General features: G+C 66.7%; 22 protein-coding genes and 1 pseudogene. 13 read left to right on the top strand and 10 right to left on the bottom strand.

Features of this window, described 5'->3' with window-relative positions:
• The first annotated feature begins 119 nt into the window (after positions 1-119).
• The 3 genes from cdd (at position 120) to deoA (ending at position 2996) form a co-directional block, all read left to right on the top strand.
• Positions 120-512 (top strand): cytidine deaminase, encoded by a 393-nt coding sequence (cdd, locus tag ABMA46_RS20905; protein ID WP_349001934.1) that lies wholly within the window; start codon positions 120-122, stop codon positions 510-512.
• Entirely contained in the window at positions 509-1309 is an 801-nt protein-coding gene (locus ABMA46_RS20900) for a purine-nucleoside phosphorylase (protein WP_349001933.1), read from the top strand. The genes cdd and ABMA46_RS20900 overlap by 4 nt, the downstream gene beginning before the upstream one ends.
• A 367-nt stretch (positions 1310-1676) precedes the next feature.
• Positions 1677-2996 (top strand): thymidine phosphorylase, encoded by a 1320-nt coding sequence (gene deoA, locus ABMA46_RS20895; protein ID WP_349001932.1) that lies wholly within the window; start codon positions 1677-1679, stop codon positions 2994-2996.
• A 33-nt stretch (positions 2997-3029) separates the two neighbouring features.
• Here the strand turns inward: deoA and ABMA46_RS20890 are convergent, their stop codons facing one another.
• On the bottom strand, positions 3030-4244 hold the full coding sequence (locus ABMA46_RS20890) for an MFS transporter (RefSeq protein ID WP_349001931.1): 1215 nt from the start codon (positions 4242-4244) through the stop codon (positions 3030-3032).
• A gap of 73 nt (positions 4245-4317) precedes the next feature.
• On the opposite strand from ABMA46_RS20890, the gene ABMA46_RS20885 reads away from it, so the two are divergent.
• On the top strand, positions 4318-5283 hold the full coding sequence (locus ABMA46_RS20885) for an AraC family transcriptional regulator (protein WP_349001930.1): 966 nt from the start codon (positions 4318-4320) through the stop codon (positions 5281-5283).
• An 11-nt stretch (positions 5284-5294) separates the two neighbouring features.
• Here ABMA46_RS20885 and ABMA46_RS20880 read toward each other — a convergent pair whose 3' ends face one another.
• From ABMA46_RS20880 to ABMA46_RS20870, 3 genes are all read right to left on the bottom strand, one after another.
• A complete protein-coding gene (locus ABMA46_RS20880) occupies positions 5295-5852 on the bottom strand; it encodes a TIGR02281 family clan AA aspartic protease (protein WP_349001929.1) in 558 nt (185 codons plus the stop codon).
• 171 nt (positions 5853-6023) lie between these two features.
• Positions 6024-6653 (bottom strand): uracil phosphoribosyltransferase, encoded by a 630-nt coding sequence (gene upp, locus ABMA46_RS20875; RefSeq protein WP_349001928.1) that lies wholly within the window; start codon positions 6651-6653, stop codon positions 6024-6026.
• A 130-nt stretch (positions 6654-6783) separates the two neighbouring features.
• Complete coding sequence (locus tag ABMA46_RS20870; RefSeq protein ID WP_349001927.1) at positions 6784-7755, bottom strand: adenosine deaminase; 972 nt, start codon at positions 7753-7755, stop codon at positions 6784-6786.
• Between the two features lie 111 nt (positions 7756-7866).
• Here ABMA46_RS20870 and ubiE point away from each other — a divergent pair, with 111 nt between their 5' ends.
• Genes ubiE through coaBC form a run of 5 tightly spaced genes read left to right on the top strand, consistent with a single transcriptional unit; the run spans position 7867 to position 12226 of the window.
• Positions 7867-8643 (top strand): bifunctional demethylmenaquinone methyltransferase/2-methoxy-6-polyprenyl-1,4-benzoquinol methylase UbiE, encoded by a 777-nt coding sequence (gene ubiE / locus ABMA46_RS20865; RefSeq protein WP_349001926.1) that lies wholly within the window; start codon positions 7867-7869, stop codon positions 8641-8643.
• A gap of 28 nt (positions 8644-8671) precedes the next feature.
• On the top strand, positions 8672-10246 hold the full coding sequence (gene ubiB, locus ABMA46_RS20860; protein WP_349001925.1) for a 2-polyprenylphenol 6-hydroxylase: 1575 nt from the start codon (positions 8672-8674) through the stop codon (positions 10244-10246).
• Positions 10243-10560 carry a FitA-like ribbon-helix-helix domain-containing protein gene (locus ABMA46_RS20855; protein WP_349001924.1) on the top strand — a complete coding sequence of 106 codons (318 nt, stop codon included), beginning with the start codon at positions 10243-10245 and terminating at the stop codon, positions 10558-10560. The genes ubiB and ABMA46_RS20855 overlap by 4 nt, the downstream gene beginning before the upstream one ends.
• Complete coding sequence (locus ABMA46_RS20850; RefSeq protein WP_349001923.1) at positions 10557-10985, top strand: type II toxin-antitoxin system VapC family toxin; 429 nt, start codon at positions 10557-10559, stop codon at positions 10983-10985. The genes ABMA46_RS20855 and ABMA46_RS20850 overlap by 4 nt, the downstream gene beginning before the upstream one ends.
• Positions 10982-12226: a bifunctional phosphopantothenoylcysteine decarboxylase/phosphopantothenate--cysteine ligase CoaBC gene (gene coaBC, locus ABMA46_RS20845; protein ID WP_349001922.1), complete on the top strand. Its 1245-nt coding sequence runs from the start codon at positions 10982-10984 to the stop codon at positions 12224-12226. The genes ABMA46_RS20850 and coaBC overlap by 4 nt, the downstream gene beginning before the upstream one ends.
• A 178-nt stretch (positions 12227-12404) precedes the next feature.
• On the opposite strand, the gene ABMA46_RS20840 is transcribed toward coaBC, so the two are convergent.
• Complete coding sequence (locus ABMA46_RS20840; protein ID WP_349001921.1) at positions 12405-12794, bottom strand: hypothetical protein; 390 nt, start codon at positions 12792-12794, stop codon at positions 12405-12407.
• Between the two features lie 108 nt (positions 12795-12902).
• Between ABMA46_RS20840 and cmk the strand changes: the two genes are divergently transcribed.
• Together cmk and rpsA are read left to right on the top strand one after the other, a co-directional pair.
• Positions 12903-13553: a (d)CMP kinase gene (gene cmk, locus ABMA46_RS20835; RefSeq protein WP_349001920.1), complete on the top strand. Its 651-nt coding sequence runs from the start codon at positions 12903-12905 to the stop codon at positions 13551-13553.
• Between the two features lie 205 nt (positions 13554-13758).
• Positions 13759-15468: a 30S ribosomal protein S1 gene (gene rpsA / locus ABMA46_RS20830; RefSeq protein ID WP_349001919.1), complete on the top strand. Its 1710-nt coding sequence runs from the start codon at positions 13759-13761 to the stop codon at positions 15466-15468.
• A gap of 421 nt (positions 15469-15889) precedes the next feature.
• On the opposite strand, the gene ABMA46_RS20825 is transcribed toward rpsA, so the two are convergent.
• The 4 genes from ABMA46_RS20825 to ABMA46_RS20810 are packed head-to-tail and all read right to left on the bottom strand — an operon-like array spanning position 15890 to position 19767.
• Positions 15890-16594, bottom strand: a complete 705-nt coding sequence (locus tag ABMA46_RS20825) for an SDR family NAD(P)-dependent oxidoreductase (protein ID WP_349001918.1) — start codon at positions 16592-16594, stop codon at positions 15890-15892.
• 52 nt (positions 16595-16646) lie between these two features.
• Positions 16647-18251 carry a 5-guanidino-2-oxopentanoate decarboxylase gene (locus tag ABMA46_RS20820; protein WP_349001917.1) on the bottom strand — a complete coding sequence of 535 codons (1605 nt, stop codon included), beginning with the start codon at positions 18249-18251 and terminating at the stop codon, positions 16647-16649.
• The gene (locus tag ABMA46_RS20815; RefSeq protein WP_349001916.1) at positions 18248-18898 is read right to left on the bottom strand and encodes a TetR family transcriptional regulator C-terminal domain-containing protein; all 651 of its coding nucleotides are present in this window, start codon (positions 18896-18898) and stop codon (positions 18248-18250) included. Before ABMA46_RS20815 ends, ABMA46_RS20820 begins: the two co-directional genes overlap by 4 nt.
• Positions 18895-19767 carry a dimethylarginine dimethylaminohydrolase family protein gene (locus ABMA46_RS20810; RefSeq protein WP_349001915.1) on the bottom strand — a complete coding sequence of 291 codons (873 nt, stop codon included), beginning with the start codon at positions 19765-19767 and terminating at the stop codon, positions 18895-18897. The genes ABMA46_RS20815 and ABMA46_RS20810 overlap by 4 nt, the downstream gene beginning before the upstream one ends.
• A gap of 211 nt (positions 19768-19978) precedes the next feature.
• Here ABMA46_RS20810 and ABMA46_RS20805 point away from each other — a divergent pair, with 211 nt between their 5' ends.
• On the top strand, positions 19979-20794 hold the full coding sequence (locus ABMA46_RS20805) for an ABC transporter ATP-binding protein (RefSeq protein WP_349001914.1): 816 nt from the start codon (positions 19979-19981) through the stop codon (positions 20792-20794).
• 63 nt (positions 20795-20857) lie between these two features.
• Positions 20858-21655: a transporter substrate-binding domain-containing protein gene (locus ABMA46_RS20800; RefSeq protein WP_349001913.1), complete on the top strand. Its 798-nt coding sequence runs from the start codon at positions 20858-20860 to the stop codon at positions 21653-21655.
• 177 nt (positions 21656-21832) lie between these two features.
• On the opposite strand, the pseudogene ABMA46_RS20795 reads toward ABMA46_RS20800, so the two are convergent.
• Positions 21833-22002: pseudogene (locus tag ABMA46_RS20795) on the bottom strand (IS110 family transposase); the annotation flags it as partial.

Genomic DNA, 22002 nt, shown 5'->3' with positions numbered 1-22002 from the left:
TGATAATGTGCAGTCTTTTGAGCATGGCGAAGACCTGACCGGTCTCCCTCCCCCTTGTGGGGAGGGGTTAGGGGTGGGGGTGCGCCGCCCTCGGCATCTTGACTATCGAAGGGTGCCTCATGTCCCATGATCTCTTCCTCGCCGCTCGCGAAGCCATGGCCAAGGCCTACGCGCCCTATTCGAAATTCCCGGTCGGCGCGGCGATCCGTACCGAGGACGGTCGCGTCTTCGCCGGCGCCAACATCGAGGTCGCGTCCTTTCCCGAGGGCTGGTGCGCCGAGACCACCGCGCTCGGCCATTACATCATGGGCGGCGGTGGCAGGATCACCGAGATCGCGGTGATCGCCGAGCGCATGGCCAGGTGCACCCCGTGCGGCGGCTGCCGCCAGCGCCTGGCCGAATTTGCCGGGCCTGACACCAAGCTCTACCTTTGTGACGAGACCGGGGTCGCCGAGACGGTGACGATGGGCGACATGCTGCCCTACGGTTTCCGGGGCGACGGCTGGGCATGAAACAGGCGGTCGATCTGTTGGTTGAAAGGCTGGACGGTCTGGCGCCGTCGACCGCGCTTGTCCTCGGCTCCGGCCTGGGCGGTCTGGTCGACGAGGTGGAGGACGCCGTCCGCATCCCCTATGCCGGCCTGCCGGGGTTCCCGCACAGCGGCGTCACCGGCCATGCCGGGGAACTGGTGGCCGGGCGCTTCGCCGGCCAGCCGGTGCTGATGATGGCGGGCAGGGCGCATTACTACGAGCAGGGCGATGCCGCCGTGATGCGGCCGGCGCTGGAAACGCTGGCCGGCATCGGCGTGACCAAGGTGATCCTGACCAATGCCGCAGGCTCCCTTGATCCCGAAATGCTGCCCGGCTCGATCATGCTGGTCACCGACCACATCAACTTCTCCGGTTCCAATCCGCTGTTCGGCGAGCCGACCGACCGCCGCTTCGTCGGCCTGACCGAAGCCTATGACGCCGGCATGCGCGCGGCGATCGAAAGCGCTGCGGCGGCCGTGGACATTCGCCTGCACAAGGGCGTCTACATGTGGTTTTCAGGCCCCTCCTTCGAGACGCCGGCGGAAATCCGCATGGCGCGCCTGCTCGGCGCCGATGCCGTCGGCATGTCGACGGTGCCGGAGGTCATCCTTGCTCGCTTCCTCGGCCTCAGGGTCGCGGCGTGCTCCGTCATCACCAACCTCGCCGCCGGCATGACCGGCGCGGAACTGTCGCACCGGGAGACCAAGGACATGGCGCCGCTCGGCGGCAAGCGGCTGGCGCTGGTGCTGAAGAGGATGTTTCGGGATGGCGTGGAGTGATGCGGCTTTTCTCTCTCCCCTGAGCGGAGTGTGCGGAGCGCAGCGAGGCGGGAGAGGTAACCTTCACCAGGTTGGTGCGGAAGAAGATTGCTGCACTGCCTTGGGCGGCCTCTCTCGACACCCTTCCCTCAAGCGCAAGATCATCGCATATGGCGTCGCACCCCCACCCCTAACCCCTCCCCACAAAGGGGAGGGGGATTCCTTGGCAATGCCACAACATGCCGACATTCGCAGTTTCGGGCGAAACGGCGACGTCAGCGTCTCCCTCCCCTTTGTGGGGAGGGGACAGGGGTGGGGGTACCGAGCTGCCGAGATCGACGGAAGCTCCATGTGCGATGGCTCTCCCCTCAAGGGGGAGGGAAACTAGATGCTCCCGCAGGAGATCATCCGCAGGAAGCGCGACGGCCACAAGCTGTCGGCGGGCGACATCGCTGCCTTCGTCGCCGGCGTCAGCGACGGCACGATCACGGACGGCCAGGTGGCTGCCCTCGCCATGGCCGTCTTCTTCAGCGGCATGAGCCGCGACGAGGCGGTGGCTTTGACGCTGGCGGTGCGCGATTCCGGCCGGGTGCTCGACTGGTCGGATCTGCCCGGTCCGGTCACCGACAAGCATTCGACCGGCGGCGTCGGCGACAATGTTTCCCTCATGCTGGCGCCGATCGTGGCGGCTTGCGGCGCCTATGTGCCGATGATTTCCGGCAGGGGGCTCGGCCACACCGGCGGCACGCTGGACAAGATGGATTCCATTCCCGGCTATGTCAGCCAGCCGGACCTTTCCCGTTTGCGCAGGACAGTGCTGGAGACCGGCTGCGCCATCATCGGCCAGACCGGCGACCTGGCGCCGGCGGACAGGCGGCTCTACGCCATCCGCGACGTGACCGCGACGGTAGAATCGGTGCCCCTGATCACGGCGTCGATCCTGTCCAAGAAACTCGCCGCCGGCCTTGGCTCGCTGGTCCTCGACGTCAAGGTCGGCAACGGCGCCTTCATGGAGCGCCCGCGCGACGCTGCCGCGCTGGCGTCCAGCCTGGTCGAGGTGGCAACGGGCGCCGGTCTCAGGACGACGGCGCTGGTGACGGGCATGAGCGAGCCGCTGGCGTCGGCCGCCGGCAATGCGCTGGAGGTGAGGAACGCCGTCGACTTCCTCACCGGCAGACGCCGCGACAAGAGGCTGGAAGAGGTGACGCTGGCGCTCGCTGCCGAAATGCTGCAATCGGCGGAGCTGGCCGCTTCCAACCGCGACGGGCTGGAGCGTGCCGCCGAGGCGCTCGCCACCGGCCGCGCCGCGACGGTCTTCGGCCGCATGGTGGCGGCGCTCGGCGGGCCGACGGATTTCGTGGAGCGCTCCGAAAAATATCTTGCCACTGCTCCCGTCGAGCGCGCCGTGACGGCAATCGAGGACGGATTCGTCACCGGGATTGCAACACGCGAACTCGGACTCGCGGTCGTCGCGCTGGGCGGCGGTCGCCGGTCACCGGACGACAGCATCGACCCGGCCGTAGGCCTGAGCCGCATCCTGCCGATCGGCGCGCAGGTCAGGGCCGGTGACGTGCTGGCGCTGGTCCATGCGCGCACCGATATGGATGCGGAGGCGGCCGTGCGCGCGGTGCGGGCCGCCTACGCGACAGGCCCGGCGCGGCCGCCGGGCGACAAGGCGGTACTGCGGCGCATCGCCCCGCGGGGCTGAGGCGTCGCAGCAACCGCAGCTTGCCTCGGAGCGTCAGGCCATCCGGCGCGGCGCCCGTGCCGTCATGATCACTGCGACGGCGAACGCCGCCAGCACGAAATAGGCGACCGGACTGGCTACGCTCCAATTGTCCACCAGGAGGCCGCCCAGCACCGCGCCGGTCGCGATGGCCACCTGGAAGGCAGTGACCATCAGCCCGCCGGCGCTTTCGGCCTGATCAGGCGCGGCGCTGATCATCCAGGTCTGCACGCTGACCGGCAACGCGCCGAAGGCGAAGCCCCACAGCGTCACGCCGATGGCGGCAACGACCGGCGAGGCGCCGCCGAGGAACAGAACGGCGGCCGCGATCGCCATCAGAAGCGGCGCCAGGCTCATGGCGGCCTTCAGGTTGCGCCCCGCGACCGCGCCGCCGGCGAGGTTGCCGAAGAACCCTGCGATCCCGAAGGCGAGCAGCACCAGCGACACTTTTTCGATGTCGAGCATCGTCACCTGCTCCAGGAACGCGCGCATATAGGTGAACGCGGCGAAATGGCCGGACACCACCAGCAGAATGGCGACAAGGCCGAGACGGATCATGGGATTAGCTGCGGTCTCGGCCAGCGCGCGGATGCCCGAGACGCCGCTCGCCGGCAGGCGCGGCATGGTGACGAGCTGGACCAGAAGGGTGATCGCCCCGATCACGGCTGCGATCAGGAAGGTGGCGCGCCAGCCCCACAGGTCCCCGACATAGGCGCCGACGGGCGCGGCGCAAACGGTCGCGACCGACACGCCGGTCAGGATGATCGACATGGCGCGCGGCAGCAGGGATTCCGGCACCAGCCGCATGGCGATCGCTCCCGACATCGACCAGAATCCGCCGAGCGCGACGCCGAGGATCACGCGGGCAGCCAGCAGCACCGGCAGCGACCAGGCGAAGGCCGCGAGCAGGTTGGACAGCACGAGCAGGGTCATCAGCCCCCACATCACCAGCCGGCGGTCGATGCGTTTGGTGACGATTGCCAGCGCCGGGGCCGCGATGGCCGCGACGACCGCCGTCGCCGTTACAGTCTGGCCGGCCGCCCCTTCGCTGATGCCCAGATCCGCCGACAGTTTCGTCAGCAGGCTGGCGGGAAGGAACTCCGTCGTCACCAGGCCGAAGACGCCGAGCGCCATTGAAAAGACGGCAGGCCACGCCGGTTCGGTCCGTTCCTGCGGTTCCGCCGCAGCAAGGGCCGCCGCGTCGGCGGAAAGGATCGCTGTTTCGCTCATCGGGAAGCTCCGTTGAAATCAGGAGCGAAACATGGGTGGCGCTTTCTGGAGTTTCTATGTTATGGAATCCAGTATGAATGATCGTTCGTCCAAATTTTTCGTCACTGGCGACCCGCTGACGGACATATTGCGCGGCCTGCGCCTCGACGGCGTCGAGTATGGCCGCTGCGAGTTCCGCAAACCGTGGGGCGTGGCGTTTCCGGCGCAGGCCGCCGCGCGATTCCATTTCATCGGCCGCAGCGGTTGCTGGCTGAAGCAGCCGGACGGCGACTGGGTCGCGCTGGAAGCCGGCGACGCCGTGCTGCTGCCGCGCGGCCATGTGCATGTGCTGGCCAGCGGGCCGGACGTGGAGCCGCGCTCGATCGCCGACTACGACACGGCGAAGATCTGCCGGGACGTCTATTGCCTTTCCAATTGTGACGACGGCTGCCCGCCCGCGACGCTGCTGTTCTTCGGCACCATGCATTTCAATGTCGACAGCGCCCACCCGCTTCTCGGCATGATGCCCGATGTCATGCACACCAAGCGGCTCGAGGCCTTCGAGCCGGGTATCCCGCATCTCCTCGCGGCCATGGGGCGTGAGGTGGCGATGGATCGCATCGGCTCGGGCGGCATCCTGGCCCGCCTCGCCGACGTGCTGGCCGCAACCGTCATCCGCACCTGGGTGGAATGCGGCTGCAGCGATTCCAGCGGCTGGGTTGCGGCGGTCAGGGATCGCGATCTCGGGCGCGTTCTGGCGGCCATCCATCTTGATCCGATGCGCGGCTGGACCGTCGAGGAACTCGCCCGCGTGATGGGCGCGTCGCGGTCGGGATTTGCCGAGCGGTTCACCTCCGTGGTGGGGCAGCCGCCACTCAAATACGTCACGCAGGTCCGCATGTACCAGGCGAGGCAATGGCTGATACGGGATAGGGTGAGGATCGCGGTCGCGGCGACGCGGCTGGGCTACGAGTCCGAAGCCGCGTTCAGCCGGGCCTTCAAGCGCGTCATCGGCGCGCCGCCCAGCCATTTCCGGGGTGGCGCCGAAGAGGCGGCCTGATCGCCCAATGGCTACTGCGCCAGAAGCAGGCTGCCGTCCTCGACCTCGAACTTGTCGAGGCGCTTGAGAAAGCTCATGCCGACGAGATTGGTCTGCAGCGCCCTGTCTTCGAGCACCACCGCCTGCACGTCCTTGAGCGCGATCCTTCCGATGGTAAGGTCGCGAATTTCGACGGCCGCGACCTTGACCGTCCCGTTGGCGGTCTGGACCTGCTGCGTGAAGTCGCCGGGGCTGATCGAGATGCCGGCCTTGCGCGCCGTCGACAGGTTGAGCGCCACCACCGTCGCGCCGGTGTCGATCATCGCGTTGGTCTGGCGTCCGTTGATCCTGAAGGCCGCGACGAAGTGGCCGCGATCGTCCGGCGGCACGAGAACGGTGCGGCCCAGCGCCTGTTGCCGCTGCGGCTCGACCGAGGCCAGCGCCATCTCCGGCGCCGCCTGCGTCCCGGACGACCCGTTGGCAGCCGTTTGCATGACGGCCTCGAAGAAATGCGGGTTGGACTGGTAGAGAACCGGCAGAGCCCCGGTGCTCCCCAAGAAAACGCCCAGCAGGAGAACCTTGCGCAGCATGAAACGGCCTCGATTGTGCCTTCATGCTACCGCAGCGCGCTATGCGACGGATTAACGGCCGCTCGACGATCGGCTGGACGGCCCGAAAACTTGCGCTTCGCTTAACGGGGGGTAAGTGGCGTCCGGAGAATCCGTCTCGCTTTGAGACAAGCCCCGATGCCGCGGCGCCGGCTACTTCGTGCCGTACATGCGGTCACCGGCATCGCCGAGGCCCGGCATGATGTAACCCTTCTCGTTCAGCCCCCGGTCTATGGAGGCTGTGAACACCGGCACGTCGGGATGCGCGGTCGTGAAGCGCTCTATACCCTCGGGCGCGGCCAGCAGGCACAGGAACCGGATGTTGGTGGCGCCGCGCGCCTTCAGCTTGTCGATGGCGGCGATGGCCGAGTTGGCGGTGGCGAGCATAGGGTCGACGACGATGATGAGCCGGTCGGCGAGATCGCTCGGCGCCTTGAAGAAATATTCCACCGCCTCCAGCGTGTCGTGGTCACGATAGAGGCCGATATGGGCGACGCGGGCGGCGGGAACCAGATCCAGCAGCCCTTCCAGCAGGCCGTTGCCGGCGCGCAGTACCGAAGCGAAAACCAGCTTCTTGCCCTCCAGGATCGGCGCGTCCATCGTTTCCATGGGCGTCTCGATCTTCGTCGTCGTCAGTTCGAGATTGCGTGTCACCTCGTATCCGAGAAGCAGCGATATCTCGCGCAGCAGCCGCCGGAAGCCGGCCGTCGAGGTCTCCTTGTTGCGCATGATGGAAAGCTTGTGCTGGACGAGGGGGTGGTCGACGACGGTGACGCCCTGCATGCGTGTGCTCCGGCAACGAGAGTGATCAATGGTGAATAGTGAATGGTGAGTGGTTTGGCGAGTCCTTGTCGGACGAAGGACGCTCGGGTCCACAGTTGGCAGGACCGTGACGCCGCCCGATCGAGCCCATTCACCGTTTCGTATTCAGCCGCGCCAGCAGGGCCGCCTTCGTCCTCCTGTCGACGAAAGCCGCCTCGATCGCCGTGCGGGTAACGGCGGCGAGCGCCTTCTCGTTCAGGCCGAAATGGTCGGCGGCGATCGCATATTCACGGGCGAGCGACGTGCGGAAATACGGCGGGTCGTCGGAATTCAGCGTCACCTTGCAGCCGGCGGCCTTCAGCGCCGGGAAGGGATGGCTTGCGAAATCCGCGAACACGTTGAGCGCGATGTTCGAGCCCGGGCAGCATTCCAGCACGATGCCCTGGTCGGCGATGCGCCTGACGAGATCGGGGTTCTCGATCGCCCGCACGCCGTGGCCGATGCGCGACGGGCGGATATGGTCGAGCGCGGCGGCGACGGTCTCCCAGCCCGTCAGCTCGCCCGCATGGATGGTGATGCCGAGCCCGGCTTCTCGCGCGATCTCGAAGGCACGCACATAGTCCTCCATCTCGCCCGTGCGCTCGTCGCCGGCGACGCCGAAGCCGGTGACGCGAGGATTGCCGCAGCGGGCGGCGAAGCGCGCCGCCTTCTCGATCGCCTCGACGCCGACATGGCGCAGGCCGACCACGATCATGCGCCCCTCGATGCCGGTTCTGGCGCCGGCGCGGGCGATGCCCTCGCCGAGCGCGTCCGCATAGGCCTTCGGCGACAGGCCGGCGCGCGCGGCGTGGTCGGGCGAGATGAAGATTTCCGAATAGATCGCGCCGTCGCGGGCGAGCGCGGTCAGGTAGTGGTCGGCCAGCAGCGCATAGTCCTCTTCGGAACGGAACAGCCCGGCGGAAAAGTCGTAGGCCGCCAGGAAGGACGTGAAATCGTGCCAGACAAAGGCGCCGTCGCGAATGAAGGGAGAGGGGTCTGCGCCGTATTTCCTTGCCTGCCGGATCACCAGATCGGGCGATGCTGCCCCCTCGATATGACAATGCAGCTCGGCTTTCAGGGGCATGCGGTCGTCCTGTGCGGTGGTCGTGCGCGCGGCCGAACACCGCGCCTTAAACAATAGCGCCCGGTATCCTGATCGGCTATGGTCGCGCCGATTTTGTGACGGACAGCGATCATGTCGGATGCAAGGACGACCGCCGCGGGCGGGATGGAAACGTCATATGGCTTCAAGAGTGTCGCGGCCGGCGAGAAGCAGCCGCTGGTCAACGACGTCTTCCACAAGGTCGCCAACCGCTACGACCTGATGAACGACCTGATGTCGGGCGGTCTGCACCGGTTGTGGAAGGATGCCCTGGTCGCTTGGCTCAATCCGCCGAAACGGCCCGGCTGGAAGGTGTTGGACGTGGCCGGCGGCACCGGCGACGTCGCCTTCCGCATCCTGGAGGCGAGCGGCCGGCAGGCGCACGCCACCGTGCTCGACATCAACGGTTCGATGCTGTCCGTCGGTCGCGACCGGGCCGAGAAGAACGGCCTCGCGCCGCATGTCGATTTCGTCGAGGCGAATGCCGAGGAACTGCCCTTCCCCGACAACACGTTCGACGCCTACACGATCGCCTTCGGCATTCGCAACGTGCCGCGCATCGAGGTGGCGCTGGCGGAAGCGTTCCGCGTGCTGAAGGTCGGGGGGCGCCTCCTTTGCCTCGAATTCTCGGCCGTCGACATGCCGCTTCTCGACAAGGCCTACGAGGCGTGGTCGTTCAAGGCAATTCCCGGCATCGGCAAGATGGTGACGGGCGACGGCGAACCCTATTCCTATCTGGTGGAATCGATCAGGAAGTTTCCCGACCAGAACAATTTCGCCGCCATGATCGCCCGCGCCGGCTTCGAACGCGTCGCCTTCCGCAATTACAGCGGCGGCATCGCGGCCCTGCATTCGGGCTGGAAGCTTTGAGCGGTCGCGTTTTTCGGGAACAGGCCGAATGAGTTCCGTCATCGCCGCCTTTCGCCTGATGCGGGCCGGCTGGGTGCTGGTGCGCGAAGGCGTGGTCGCCGCCATGCCGGGCGACGAGCTTTCCGGCGCGCCGAAGCTTGGCTGGCGCGTGGCCCGCCTGCTTGCGCGTCGCAGGGCCCTGCGGCGCGGGCGTAGCGACCGCCTGGCTCGTGCGGTGTCCAGGCTCGGCCCCTCCTACGTCAAGCTCGGCCAGTTCCTGGCGACGCGGCCGGACGTGGTCGGCAACGACATCGCCGTCGACCTCGCCATGCTGCAGGACAAGATGCAGACCTTCCCGAAGGCAGCGGCCGTGGACGCGATAGAAGGCTCGCTCGGCCGTCCCGTCGGCGCGCTCTACGTCAGCCTGGGCGATGCGGTGGCGGCTGCGTCGATCGCGCAGGTGCATCCGGCCGAAGTGGAGCATCCGGACGGACCGAAGAAGGTCGCCGTCAAGGTGATCCGCCCCGGCGTGCGCCGCCGTTTCCAGAACGACCTCGAAAGCTTCTTCCTCGCCGCCCGGCTGCAGGAGCGCTTCATCCCTTCGGCCAGGCGGCTGAGGCCCGTCGAGGTCACCGAGACGCTGGCGCAGACCACCAAGATCGAGATGGATCTGCGGCTGGAAGGCGCGGCCCTTTCGGAGCTTGGCGAGAACACGGCCGATGATCCGGGTTTTCGCGTGCCCGCCGTCGATTGGGAGCGCACCGGGCGCGACGTGCTGACGCTCGAATGGGTCGACGGCGTCAAGATGAACGACGTCGGAGGGCTGGCCGCCGCCGGCCACGACCTCAAGGCGATCGCTGCCAACCTGATCCAATCCTTCCTGCGTCACACGCTGCGCGACGGCTTCTTCCATGCCGACATGCACCCGGGAAACCTGTTCGTCGAGGCCGACGGCACCATCGTCGCGGTCGACCTCGGCATTGCCGGGCGGCTCGGCAAGAAGGAGCGCCGCTTCCTCGCAGAAATCCTCTACGGCTTCATCACCCGCGACTATCTGCGCGTGGCGGAGGTCCATTTCGAGGCCGGCTACGTGCCGCGCAAGCACGACGTCGCGGCCTTCGCGCAGGCGATCCGCGCCATCGGCGAGCCGATCCATGGCCAGCCGGCCGAGACGATTTCGATGGCGCGGCTGCTGACCCTCCTGTTCGAGGTGACGGAACTGTTCGACATGCAGACCCGCCCCGAACTGGTGCTTCTGCAAAAGACCATGGTGGTGGTGGAAGGCGTGGCGCGCACGCTCGATCCCGCCTTCAACATGTGGAAGACGGCCGAGCCGGTCGTCGGCGACTGGATCCGCGACAATCTGGGTCCCAAAGGCCTGCTGGTCGATGCCCGCGACGGCCTGTCCGCCCTGTTGTCGCTGGCGCGGCAGGCGCCGGAACTGGCGATCCGCGCCGAGCACATCTCGCGCGAGCTGGAACTGATGACCGAGCGCGGCCTGCGCTTCGAGGAAGAGACGGCGCGCTCGATCGGCAAGGCGGAGGCGCGCGCGGCGCGTTGGGGCCGCGTGGCGCTGTGGCTGATTGCGCTGACGCTGGTGTGGATCGCCTGGAAGGTGGCTTGATTGACTGCATTGCAGGCAATGCCTACATTGAAAGCTTCCAGATGGAGGCTTTTGTGGCCACGCTCACGATCCGCAACGTCGAGGACGATATCAAGAAACAGCTGAAGATTGTCGCCGCACAGAACGGCGTGTCGCTGGAGGAGGAATTGCGTCGGGTGGTAAGGCAGGCGGCAATGCGACCTCGCAAGGCCATGCAATTCACCAATCTTTACGATGCGATCCGTGACCTGGTCGAGCCTCACGGAGGCTTCGATCTCGATATTCCGCCAAGAAGTGTTGCCGAGCGCGATCCGCCCTTCAAGGATTGGGAATGATAATCGCCGACACGAATGTTGTGTCGGAGGCCATGAAACCTTTTGTGGACATGCAGGTGGCAGCTTGGCTGCGGAAACAGGCCATCAATACAATATACGTGACGGCCATAACAAAAGCTGAGTTGTTCTATGGCCTGGCGCTTCTGCCCGACGGAAAGCGCAAACAGGCCTTGGCGGGGACGATGCAAACTTTTTTTGCGGAACGGATCGTGACGCCGATTCTGGGTTTCATGGACGAAGATGCGCTCTTCTATGGGAGAATATCCGCACGCCGGCGTAAGGCGGGCAGGCCCTTGAAAGAACTGGACGGACAGATTGCGGCAATCGCCGCGTCTCATGGGTTTGCCGTCGCCACGCGAAATGTCGCCGATTTTGAGCATTGCGGCATCGAGATTTTCAATCCATGGGAAATCGCGGCGACATGACCCTTTCGGCCAGGCGCATTCTGCTCGTCATTGGCGGCGGCATCGCCGCCTACAAGGCGCTCGACCTGATCCGCCGGCTGCGTGAGCGGGGCGCTGCGGTGCGACCGGTGATGACGGAGGCCGCGCAGCATTTCGTCACGCCGCTTTCCGTCGGCGCGCTGGCGGCCGACCATGTCTTCACCGACCTGTTCGACCGGCAGGATGAGCAGGACGTCGGCCATATAAGGCTCGCCCGCGAGGCCGACGTGATCCTCGTCGCCCCGGCGACCGCCGACCTGATGGGCAAGCTGGCCAATGGGCTCGCCGACGACCTTGCCTCCGCGATCCTGCTGGCGAGCGACCGCCCTGTGCTGATGGCGCCGGCGATGAACCCGAAAATGTGGGCGCATCCGGCGACGCGGCGCAACCGCGCGACACTGGAAAAGGACGGCGTCCGTTTCGTCGGGCCTGGCAAGGGTGAGATGGCCGAGAGCGGTGAGGCGGGCGAGGGCCGCATGGCCGAGCCGCTGGAGATCGTCGCAGCCGTCGAGGCTCTGCTTGATGGTCGGCCGAAGCCGCTGGCGGGAAAGAAGATCATCGTCACCTCCGGGCCGACGCACGAACCGATCGACCCGGTCCGCTACATCGCCAACCGCTCCTCGGGCAGGCAGGGCCACGCGATCGCGGCCGCACTGGCGAGGCTCGGCGCGGATGTACGGCTCGTCTCCGGCCCTGTCTCTATTCCCGACCCGGCGGGCGTGACCACGCTCCATGTCGAGCGCGCGGTGGAGATGCGCGATGCCGTCGAGGCGTTGCTGCCGGCCGACGCCGCCGTTTTCGTCGCCGCCGTGGCGGACTGGCGGACCGCCGACGAGGCCGGCGAGAAGATCAAGAAGCTGGCGGGCGAGGGGCCGCCGGCGCTCCGCATGGTGGAGAACCCGGATATCCTCGCCGGCGTCGGCCACCACGCGGAAAGGCCGCGCCTCGTCGTCGGCTTCGCCGCCGAAACGCAGGACCTGCTGAAGAACGCCGAGGCGAAACTGAAAAAGAAAGGCGCCGACATCATCGTCGCCAATGACGTGTCGACCGACGGGGGAACCGACGGCACGGGGATCGAGGGCGGCGTCATGGGCGGCGCGCGCAACCGCGTGCGCATCGTTTCCAGAGCCGGTGTCGAGGAATGGCCCGAACTGTCCAAGGACGAGGTTGCCGCGCGGCTCGCCGCTCTGATCGCCAAAAAGCTCGAAAACATCGTGGTCTAGAAAATGCGTCGGTGCCCCTTCCGCGAGGGGAGGAGACCGGCGCGCGTCACCGTTGCCGCGCCCGGATTTTCGTCCGTCCGGCCATTGTCAAGAAATGCTCCCGGCCTGCGAGAGGCAAGATCCGAGGGGATGCTCGGCAGCGGTAGGGACGACGCCGAGTTCTGTCGCTGGCGCGGCCCTATGAAGTGTCGGGCGCGGCCAACGATGCCAGCCGGCCCGCCTGCCGAGCAGGCGTTTCACGATCGGTTAGCAGATCAACCGCGCCAGGCTGCTCGAACCGCTGCAACAACATGACGATGAGCAGCAGCGCCAGCGTCCGCAGGCGCGCCGCGAGGCGCTCCGCGTCGCCGGCACTGTCCAGCGCATCTGTCGGGGCCGGCGTTCCGGGAGCCGTGCCGATAAGGAAGGCCCACGCCTCGGTCTCGCCGACGCTCAGAATGCCGAGGATGTGCCGGCGGCGGGGGGCAGGAAGCCCGGCGGCGATATCGGCAATGTCGGCGAGAGAAAACAGCAGCGCCACGATGCGCTCCAGCACATCGCGGCTCCAGCCTGTCTCCCATTCCTCCATTGCGGCCTCCTGTTCGGGCGCGCCAAGTATCGGGGGAGATTGCAAGGGCGTGGAAAGATTTTCTGGCGACGCTTGCCTTTTCCCCTTCCTTCCGCTTCAACCGCGCCCATGTCTCGCCCCCTTCTCATCGCGATCGACGGCCCGGCGGGCGCCGGCAAGGGTACGCTGGCGCGACGGCTGGCGGATTATTACCACCTGCCGCATCTCGATACCGGGCTCACCTACCGCGCCGTCGCGCATATGCTGATCGCCAAGGGCTGGCCGCTGGGCGATGCGCCGCATGCGGTCGAGGCGGCGAGGCGCGTTGACCTGACGGCGCTCGATCGCACGGTGCTGTCGGCTCATGCCGTCGGCGAGGCGGCCTCGAAGGTCGCGGTCATTCCCGAAGTGCGCAGGATTCTGGTCGAGAAACAGCGGGCCTTCGCCGCACGGCCGGACGGCGCGGTGCTGGACGGGCGCGACATCGGCACGGTGGTGTGTCCTGAGGCGAGGGTAAAGCTCTATGTCACGGCGAGCGCGGCGGTACGGGCGCGCCGCCGGCTGGCCGAGATCGAGGCCAATGACGGTTCCGGGGATTTCGCCACCATCCTCGCCGATATCGAGCGCCGCGACGAGCGCGACATGGGGCGCGCCGACTCGCCGCTGAGGCCGGCTGAGGACGCGCACTTGCTCGATACGAGCGAAATGGATATAGAGGCCGCGTTCCAGGCGGCGCGGGCCATCGTCGAAGAGGTCCTTGCCGGAGGGAATGAGGCCTGACCGGTCTTTTGTCGCCGTCTCCGATTGGAGACGTCAGGCGAAATGCCCATATCAGGTGAAACCAGCCTGCCAGCATTCTTGAATGCGCCGGATTTGCCGCCAGAGGCGGCCCCAGGGTCTTTTGAAAAAAGTCCCGGAACGCCGGCAGGCCGAACGCAACGCTAACCCACGGCGCCGCCCCGGTACGGGGCTTTCAGGAGAACATATGTCTGTAGCTACCCCCACTCGCGATGATTTCGCGAGCATGCTGGAAGAATCATTCTCGCCCGGCCATTCGGGCGAAGGCCAGGTCGTGCGCGGTCTCGTCACCGCGATCGAGAAGGACATGGCCATCATCGACGTCGGTCTCAAGGTCGAAGGCCGCGTGCCGCTGAAGGAATTCGGCGCCAAGGGCAAGGACGCCAAGGAAGGCGGCCTCAAGGTCGGCGACACGGTCGAGGTCTATGTCGAGCGCATCGAGAACGCGCTGGGCGAGGCGATGCTGTCGCGCGAGAAGGCCCGCCGCGAAGAGAGCTGGGTCCGGCTTGAAGAGAAGTTCAACAAGGGCGAGCGCGTCGAAGGCGTCATCTTCAACCAGGTCAAGGGCGGCTTTACCGTCGATCTGGACGGCGCCGTGGCCTTCCTGCCGCGGTCTCAGGTCGACATCCGTCCGATCCGCGACGTCACCCCGCTCATGCACAACCCGCAGCCCTTCGAGATCCTCAAGATGGATCGCCGTCGCGGCAACATCGTCGTCTCGCGCCGCACCGTGCTCGAAGAAAGCCGCGCCGAGCAGCGCTCGGAGATTGTCCAGAACCTCGAAGAGGGTCAGGTGGTCGAGGGCGTGGTCAAGAACATCACCGACTACGGTGCGTTCGTTGACCTCGGCGGCATCGACGGCCTGCTGCACGTCACCGACATGGCATGGCGCCGCGTCAACCATCCGACTGAGATCCTCAACATCGGCCAGACGGTCAAGGTCCAGATCATCCGCATCAACCAGGAGACGCACCGCATCTCGCTGGGCATGAAGCAGCTCGAGAGCGATCCGTGGAACGACATCGGCACCAAGTTCCCGATCGGCAAGAAGATCCGCGGCACCGTCACCAACATCACCGACTACGGTGCGTTCGTCGAGCTGGAGCCGGGCATCGAAGGCCTCATCCACGTCTCGGAAATGTCGTGGACGAAGAAGAACGTTCATCCCGGCAAGATCCTCTCCACCTCGCAGGAAGTGGACGTGGTCGTGCTCGAGGTCGATCCGGCGAAGCGCCGCATCTCGCTGGGCTTGAAGCAGACGCTGGAGAATCCGTGGGAAGCCTTTGCCCGCAGCCATCCGGTCGGCAGCCAGGTCGAGGGCGAGGTCAAGAACAAGACCGAGTTCGGCTTGTTCATCGGCCTCGACGGCGACGTGGACGGCATGGTGCACCTCTCCGACCTCGACTGGAACCGTCCGGGCGAGCAGGTCATCGAGGAGTATCAGAAGGGCCAGATGGTCCGCGCCCAGGTGCTCGACGTCGATGTCGAGAAGGAGCGCATCTCGCTCGGCATCAAGCAGCTCGAGCGTGACGCGGCCGGCGACGCCGCCGCTTCCGGCGAACTGCGCAAGAACGCCGTGGTGACCTGCGAAGTGACCGGCATCAAGGACGGCGGCATCGAGGTGCGGCTGGTCGAGAGCGGCCTGGACTCCTTCATCAAGCGTTCCGACCTCTCCCGCGACCGCGACGAGCAGCGCCCCGAGCGTTTCTCCGTCGGCCAGAAGGTCGATGCCCGCGTCATCGCCTACGACAAGAAGACCCGCAAGCTGCAGGTCTCCATCAAGGCGCTGGAGATCGCCGAAGAGAAGGAAGCCGTCGCGCAGTACGGTTCGACCGACTCCGGCGCTTCGCTGGGCGACATCCTGGGCGCCGCGCTGAAGAAGCAGGGCGGCAGCTAAGCCTTGATCCTAACGGTCGCGCCGTTTTCGACGGCGCGACGCCGGAAGACAAAGACCCGCCGGAGCGATCCGGCGGGTCTTTTTTGCGGTGGCACGGCCATCGTCTTTCGACGACAGGGAATCCTGATCCTCGCGCAAGGCAGGGCAACCGCATATGCAATTCCGGCGGCAAGATACCCCCACCCCTAACCCCTCCCCTCAAGGGGGAGGGGAACGCCGACACCGCCGTCTCGCGTGAAATGACCAACGCCGGCGCATCAAGGCGCCGCCGCAGAATCCCCCTCCCCTTGCGGGGAGGGGTTAGGGGGTGGGGGTATCGTGCAGGAATTTTCGTCGCGATTACCCGTTGCCGGCCACGAGAGGACACCTGCAGGCGGGTGAGGCAGCGCCGATGGACGCCGGACAGCGGCGGACCGAACCGCTACGCGTTTCCGTAGATCGGCACCACCGCGCCGCTCATCGCCTGGTTCTGCGGGGAGGCGAGGTAGACGATGGCTTCCGCCGCCGCCCCGAGGCTGACCCATTTGGCGGCGTCGGCGTCCGGCATTTCGGCGCGGTTGGAGGCGGTGTCGAGCGTCGAGGGGGCGACTGCGTTGACGAGGATGCCCTTGCCCTTCACCTCTTCGGCCAGCGCTACCGTCATCGCCGCGACCGCCGCTTTGCTGGTGGCGTAGGCGACCATGCCGCCGCCACGGCGCGGATCGAGCCCCGGCCGGGCCGAGACGTTGACGATGCGACCTCCGGTGCCGGACGCCAGCATGGCGCGCACTGCCGCCCGGCTGCACAGGAAGGTGGTGCGGACGTTGGTTTCCATCATCTCGGCGAAGGACGCCGATTCCGTCTTGTCGAACGCCGCCTTGGCAAAGCCGCCGGCAAGATTGATCGAGGCCCACAGATCCGGCACCGCGCGGTAGAACTCATCGACAGCCGGTGAGTCCGCCAGATAGACGTTGTGTGCGAGGCGCACGCGCTCATGCGCGGCGAACGGAAAATGTCCGGGCGCCTCGGCATGGCTGTTGGGCACATGGCAGATCGCGCCGGCCTCCAGAAGCTGCGCCACCACCGCGCTGCCGAGTTGCCCCGTGCCGCCGGTGATCACGATATGCTTGCCCGCCAAAACCGTCATTGCGCTCCAGTCCTGTTGCCACCCCGGCGCGAACCTCGCGCCTTTTGGTTTCTCACTCAACCGAAATTTCGATGATGCGCGGCTTTTGCGCGGCTTTTGCGCGGGCGAGCGCGGCCGGCAGCTCGTCGATGGTCGCCAACCGTTCCGCCGCAATGCCGTAGGCGTCGGCCAGCTTCAGGAAATCGGGCGGCGCCGGCGACACGCCGACCGGCTCGACGCCGACCTCGCGCATCGACGTTTCGATCTCGCGGTAGCCGCGGTTGTTCCACACCACGAAGATGACGTTGGCGCCGGCGTCGAGCGCGGCGCCGATTTCGGGCAGGGTGAACTGGAAGCCGCCGTCGCCGGTCAGGCACACGACCGGCGCATCGGGCACGGCCAGCGCGGCGCCGATCGCCGCGGGAGGACCATAGCCCAGCGCGCCGAAGCCGGTCGCCGCGTTGAACCAGCCGCCCGGCCGGTCGTGGTCGTAGTAGAGGTTGGCGGCGTAGACCGGCTGGGTCGAATCGCCCACGATGATCGCGCCTGGCAGCGCGTCGCGGATCGTTTCCACGGCCCGCGCCTGCGTCTGCAACGCAGGTCCGATCTCCGCCCAGGCTGCTTCGCGCGTGGCGCTGGCGCGCGAGGCGCCGGATAGAGACTCCGGCGATGCAGGCAAAGCCTCGATTGCATCGAGCAGCGCCTCTAGCGCGGCTTGGCAATCCGCTTCGATCACCACGGTCGCCGGCCGGCGCGCGAGCTGTGCGGCGTCGATGTCGATGCGCACCAGGTTGGCCGGCACGACCAATCCGCCGTCGCCGTACATGTCGTAGTCGGTCGGGCCGAATTCGGTTCCGGCGGCGATCACGAAGTCGGCCTCGGCCATGAGCCGGCGAACAGCCTTCAGGCTCGGGCTGGCCGGCACGGTCAGCGCATGGCCGTGCATCAGGCCGCGCGCGTTGGCGGTCTCGACCACCGGGGCGTCGAGGCGCTCGGCCAGCGCGCGCAATGCCGCTTCCGCTTCCTTGGCGCCGCCGCCGGCCAGGATGAGCGGCTTGCGCGACTGCATCGCTATCCGGGCCGTCTTGGCGACGGCCGCCGGATCGGGCAGGGGGGTGGCGCTGTTGCGCGGCGCAGGCGCGATACTGTTAGCCGGCTTGACCATGACATCCGTCGGGATCTCGATATGTACCGGCCCCGGCCGCGCCGACGAAAACAGGGCGAAGGCGCGGGCCAGCGCCTCCGGCAGGTCCTCAGGGCTGGTGACGCGGGTGGAAGACAGCGCCACCTTCTCCATCATGCCGCGCTGGTCCGGCAATTCGTGCAGGTAGCCCAGACCCTTGCCGAGCGTCGGCATGGCGTTGACGCCGGAGACGACCAGCATGGGCACCGAATCCGCGCGCGCCTGTCCCATGGCGGTGACGGCATTGGTCAGCCCCGGGCCGGTGATGACGAAGGCGACGCCCGGCCGGCTCGAGGCGCGCGCATAGCCGTCGGCCATGAAAGCCGCGCCCTGTTCGTGGCGCGGCGTCACGTGGCGGATGTTCGAGCGCGCCAGTCCGCGATAGAGCTCGACCGTATGCACCCCCGGAATCCCGAACACGGTGTCGACGCCGTGGACTTCGAGGAGATGGATGAGGGCTTCCCCCACTGTCGTCCTGGGTTCGGTCGTGCTCATGCGGATGTATCCCCGGTGTGTTTTTCAAGGCCGAGAAGGGTCTCGACGGAGTCCTTGCCGATGCCGGCGAGTTCGCCGGAAGCGAAGATGTCGCCGGCCAGGCATCCCTCGATCCACAATCCGTCGATGACGGCGTTGATGGCGATGGCGTGGCGTTGCAGCGTCGCCTTGCCGGCAAGTCGCCCCTCGCCGCGCAGCACTTCAGCCACCAGCGCCTCGACCTCGTCGCGGAAGCCGAGATAGGAGTCGCGGTGCGCGCTGGCCAGCGCCGGATCGCTGTGGACGCGGCCGATGAAGCCGGCCCACAGCGAAAAGGTCCGCACGTCCACGACGGGCGGGGCGAGGTTGGCCTCGACGAAGGCAGCGAGACGGCGGCGCGGATCGGCGCCCTGCATGTCGAGCGCCGCCTTGGCCTGCTCGGTCATGCGATCCATCAGCGTCGAATAGGCGGCCTGCAGAAGGTCCTCCTTGCCGGGAAAGTAGTGCCGGATGAGGCCGGCGGTCACGCCGGCGCGCAAGGCGATGGCGCGCACCGTGGCGCCCTTGAGCCCTTTCTCGGCGACGCAGTCCAGCGTCGCCTCGATCAGGTCCTGCCGGCGCCGCTCCTCGCCTTCGCGCCGGAATTTGCGCCGCGCGGCCTCGCTCATTGCCGCAGGATCGGCCGGGTCAGGCAGGTCGGCCCGCCTTCGCAGGCGATGCACAGCGCATCCGCCTCGAAGGTCTCGACCGTGCAGCCGGCTGCTTCCATCGCCGCCTTCGTCTTGGGGAAGCCGGCGACGGCGATCACCTGGCGCGGGCTGGTCGGCAGCACGTTGAGGCTGAGGCCGTTGGAGGCGTGGAACTCGCCGGCGTCGCCGTCGACCAGCGCGATGCCACGCGCCCGCAGCATCTGGTAGAACGCCGCCGGCAGCAGCGGCGCGAACACCAGCGCGAGATCGTCCGCCAGCGGGCTGATCACCGACATCAGGTGCAGACAAGCCTCCTCGCCCTGCCACAGAGGAAGGTCGAAGCCGTAGACCTCGACGCCGAGCGGCGAGAGGATGTTGGAGACCTGCTGGATGCCGGCCTGGTTGGTGCGCACGCCGCGGCCGATGGCCAGCGTCCTGTCGTCGATCCACACGCAGTCGCCGCCTTCGACTTGGCCGGGCGCCTCGACCCGGCCGAGCACCGGGATGCCGAGGCGCTTGTAGGTCTCCTCGTGCAGGGCGGGTTCGGGATGGCGCAGCGCCTTGCCCATCGACAGGATCAGCGCACCGCGGTTCGTCATCAGCGACGGATCGTGGGTGAAGACCGAGTCCGCCAGCCCGTCGGCCCTGTCCTCGATCCATTCGACCGTGGCGCCGGAATTCGCCACCATTCGCGTGAGCGCCTCATGCTGCGCAGCGGCTTTCGCGGGGTCGAAGCCGGGTCCGTAATGCCACGCGGCGCGGTCGGCATCGCGCATCGCGTTGCCGGCCGACCGCATCAGGACGCGCCTCAGCGGCGCGGCCATGGACTGTGCTCCGAAAGCGCTCATCTCTCTTCCTCGGGGTCTGAAAAAATCACGGAAAATTTCATGCGGCGCTATTTATACGCTTGCATAACAACGCCGCAAGTGCCGTAATGCAAGCCATTGACGAGCCCGCACGGTCGGGTTCAAGGTAAGAACAGGTGGGCATGGACCGGACCGGGGTAGAGCGCCGCATAATGAGATCAGTGGCTTCCCGGGCCTCGGCGGGGCGAACGTGATGACATCAGCCGGCGTTGCAACGGCCGCTGCGAACGAGGCGCCTTCGGAGGCTGCCGAAGCCATTCACGTCGAGAACCTGCACAAGAAGTTCGGCGAACTCCACGTCCTCAAGGGCGTGTCGTTGTCGGCGCGCGACGGCGAGGTGGTCGCCATCATCGGCGGCTCGGGGTCCGGCAAGTCGACGCTGCTGAGATGCATCAACTGCCTGGAGAATCCGACCAGCGGCATCATCCGCGTCAACGGCGAGGAGATCAGGCTCAAGGCCGACAGCCACGGCCACACCGCGCCGGCCGACCGGCGTCAGATCGAGCGCATCCGCTCGCGCCTCGGCATGGTGTTCCAGACTTTCAACCTGTGGAGCCACATGACGCTTTTGGAGAACGTCATCGAAGTTCCGGTGCATGTGCTGGGCGTGAGGCGCGACGAGGCGGTCGCCACCGCCGAAAAGCTGCTCGATCGCGTCGGGCTGGCCGAGAAGCGCGATGTCTATCCGGCCTTCCTCTCGGGCGGCCAGCAGCAGCGCGGCGCGATCGCCCGCGCGCTCGCCATCCAGCCGCGCGTCATGCTGTTCGACGAGCCGACCTCGGCGCTCGACCCCGAACTGGTGGGCGAGGTGCTCAAGGTCATAGGCGACCTGGCGCGCGAGGGCCGCACGATGGTGCTGGTCACGCACGAGATGAAGTTCGCCCGCGAGGTCGCGAGCCATGTCGTCTACCTCTACAACGGGCTGGTCGAGGAGGAAGGCCCGCCCGAACAGATATTCGGCCAGCCGAAATCCGAGCGGCTGCAGCAATTCCTGCGCAATGTGGGATGACAAGAACGAATCGGGCATCGATCCGGACGGGAACTGCGAAACCATGACAACGGGAGCACCATCATGAAGACATTTCTGAAAGCGGCCGTCGCGGCCGCCACGTTCGCGCTGGCCGGCGCGGCCTCGGCTCAGGCCGAGCAGGTCAAGGTCGGCTTCTCGCCGGAAGCCTATCCGCCCTTCTACCAGCAGGACGCTTCCGGCAACTGGGGCGGCTGGGAGGTCGAGATCGTCAAGGCGATCTGCGAGGACCAGAAGCTCGATTGCGTGCTCACCCCGATTCCGTGGGACGGCCTCATCCCGGCGCTCAAGGCCAAGAAGATCGACGCCATCATGAACTCGATGTCGATCACCGACGAGCGCAAGAAGGAGATCGACTTCTCCGACAAGTACTACAACACGCCGACCGCCATCGTCGGCGCCAAGGACCAGAAGTTCGACGCGACGCCCGAGGGCCTGAAGGGCAAGATCCTCGGTGTCCAGGTTTCCACCGTGCATGCCGCCTACGCCAAGAAGCACTTCGGCGACAGCGCTTCGGAGATCAAGGAATACCAGACGCAGGACGAGGCCAACCAGGATCTGGCAGCCGGGCGCATCGACGCCACCCAGGCCGACGCGATCGCGCTCGATGCCTTTCTCAAGAGCGATGAGGGCAAGGCCTGCTGCGACATGAAAGGCGATGTCGCGCCCGACCTCGAAGTGCTCGGCCCCGGCGTCGGCGCCGGTGTGCGCAAGGGCGACACCGAGCTGAAGGACAAGATCAACGCCGGTATCAAGGACATCCGCGCCAACGGTAAATACGCCGAGATCACCAAGAAGTATTTCGACTTCGACGTCTACGGCGACGACGCCCAGTCGAACTGAGGGGCGGCACCCTTGCATAGAACGGCAGGTGGCGGCGCACCCCCACCTCTAACCCCTCCCCATAAGGGGGAGGGGGATCTTGCGGCTCTATCACAGCTCGCAGGCTTCGATCGTCCGTGGCGAAAACGGCAGCGTCTGCGTCTCCCTTCCCTTTGTGGGGAGCGACTGTCTTGGAAATCAAGTTGGTTGCCACGGCTTTTGGTCCCGGATGATGGCGTTGAGGATGGTGAGGAGCTTTCGGGCGACGGCGATGATGGCCACCATTTTCGGCTTTCCGGCCATGACCAGCCTGTCGCGGAAGGCTTTGAGGACGGGGTTGCGCCTGGCGGCGACGAGGGCGCCCATGA

The organism is Mesorhizobium hunchu, assembly GCF_040081975.1.
Taxonomy (GTDB): Bacteria; Pseudomonadota; Alphaproteobacteria; order Rhizobiales; family Rhizobiaceae; genus Mesorhizobium; species Mesorhizobium hunchu.
The sequence above is the reverse complement of the archived record's forward strand: the minus strand, read 5'-3'. Positions and strand labels throughout refer to the sequence as shown.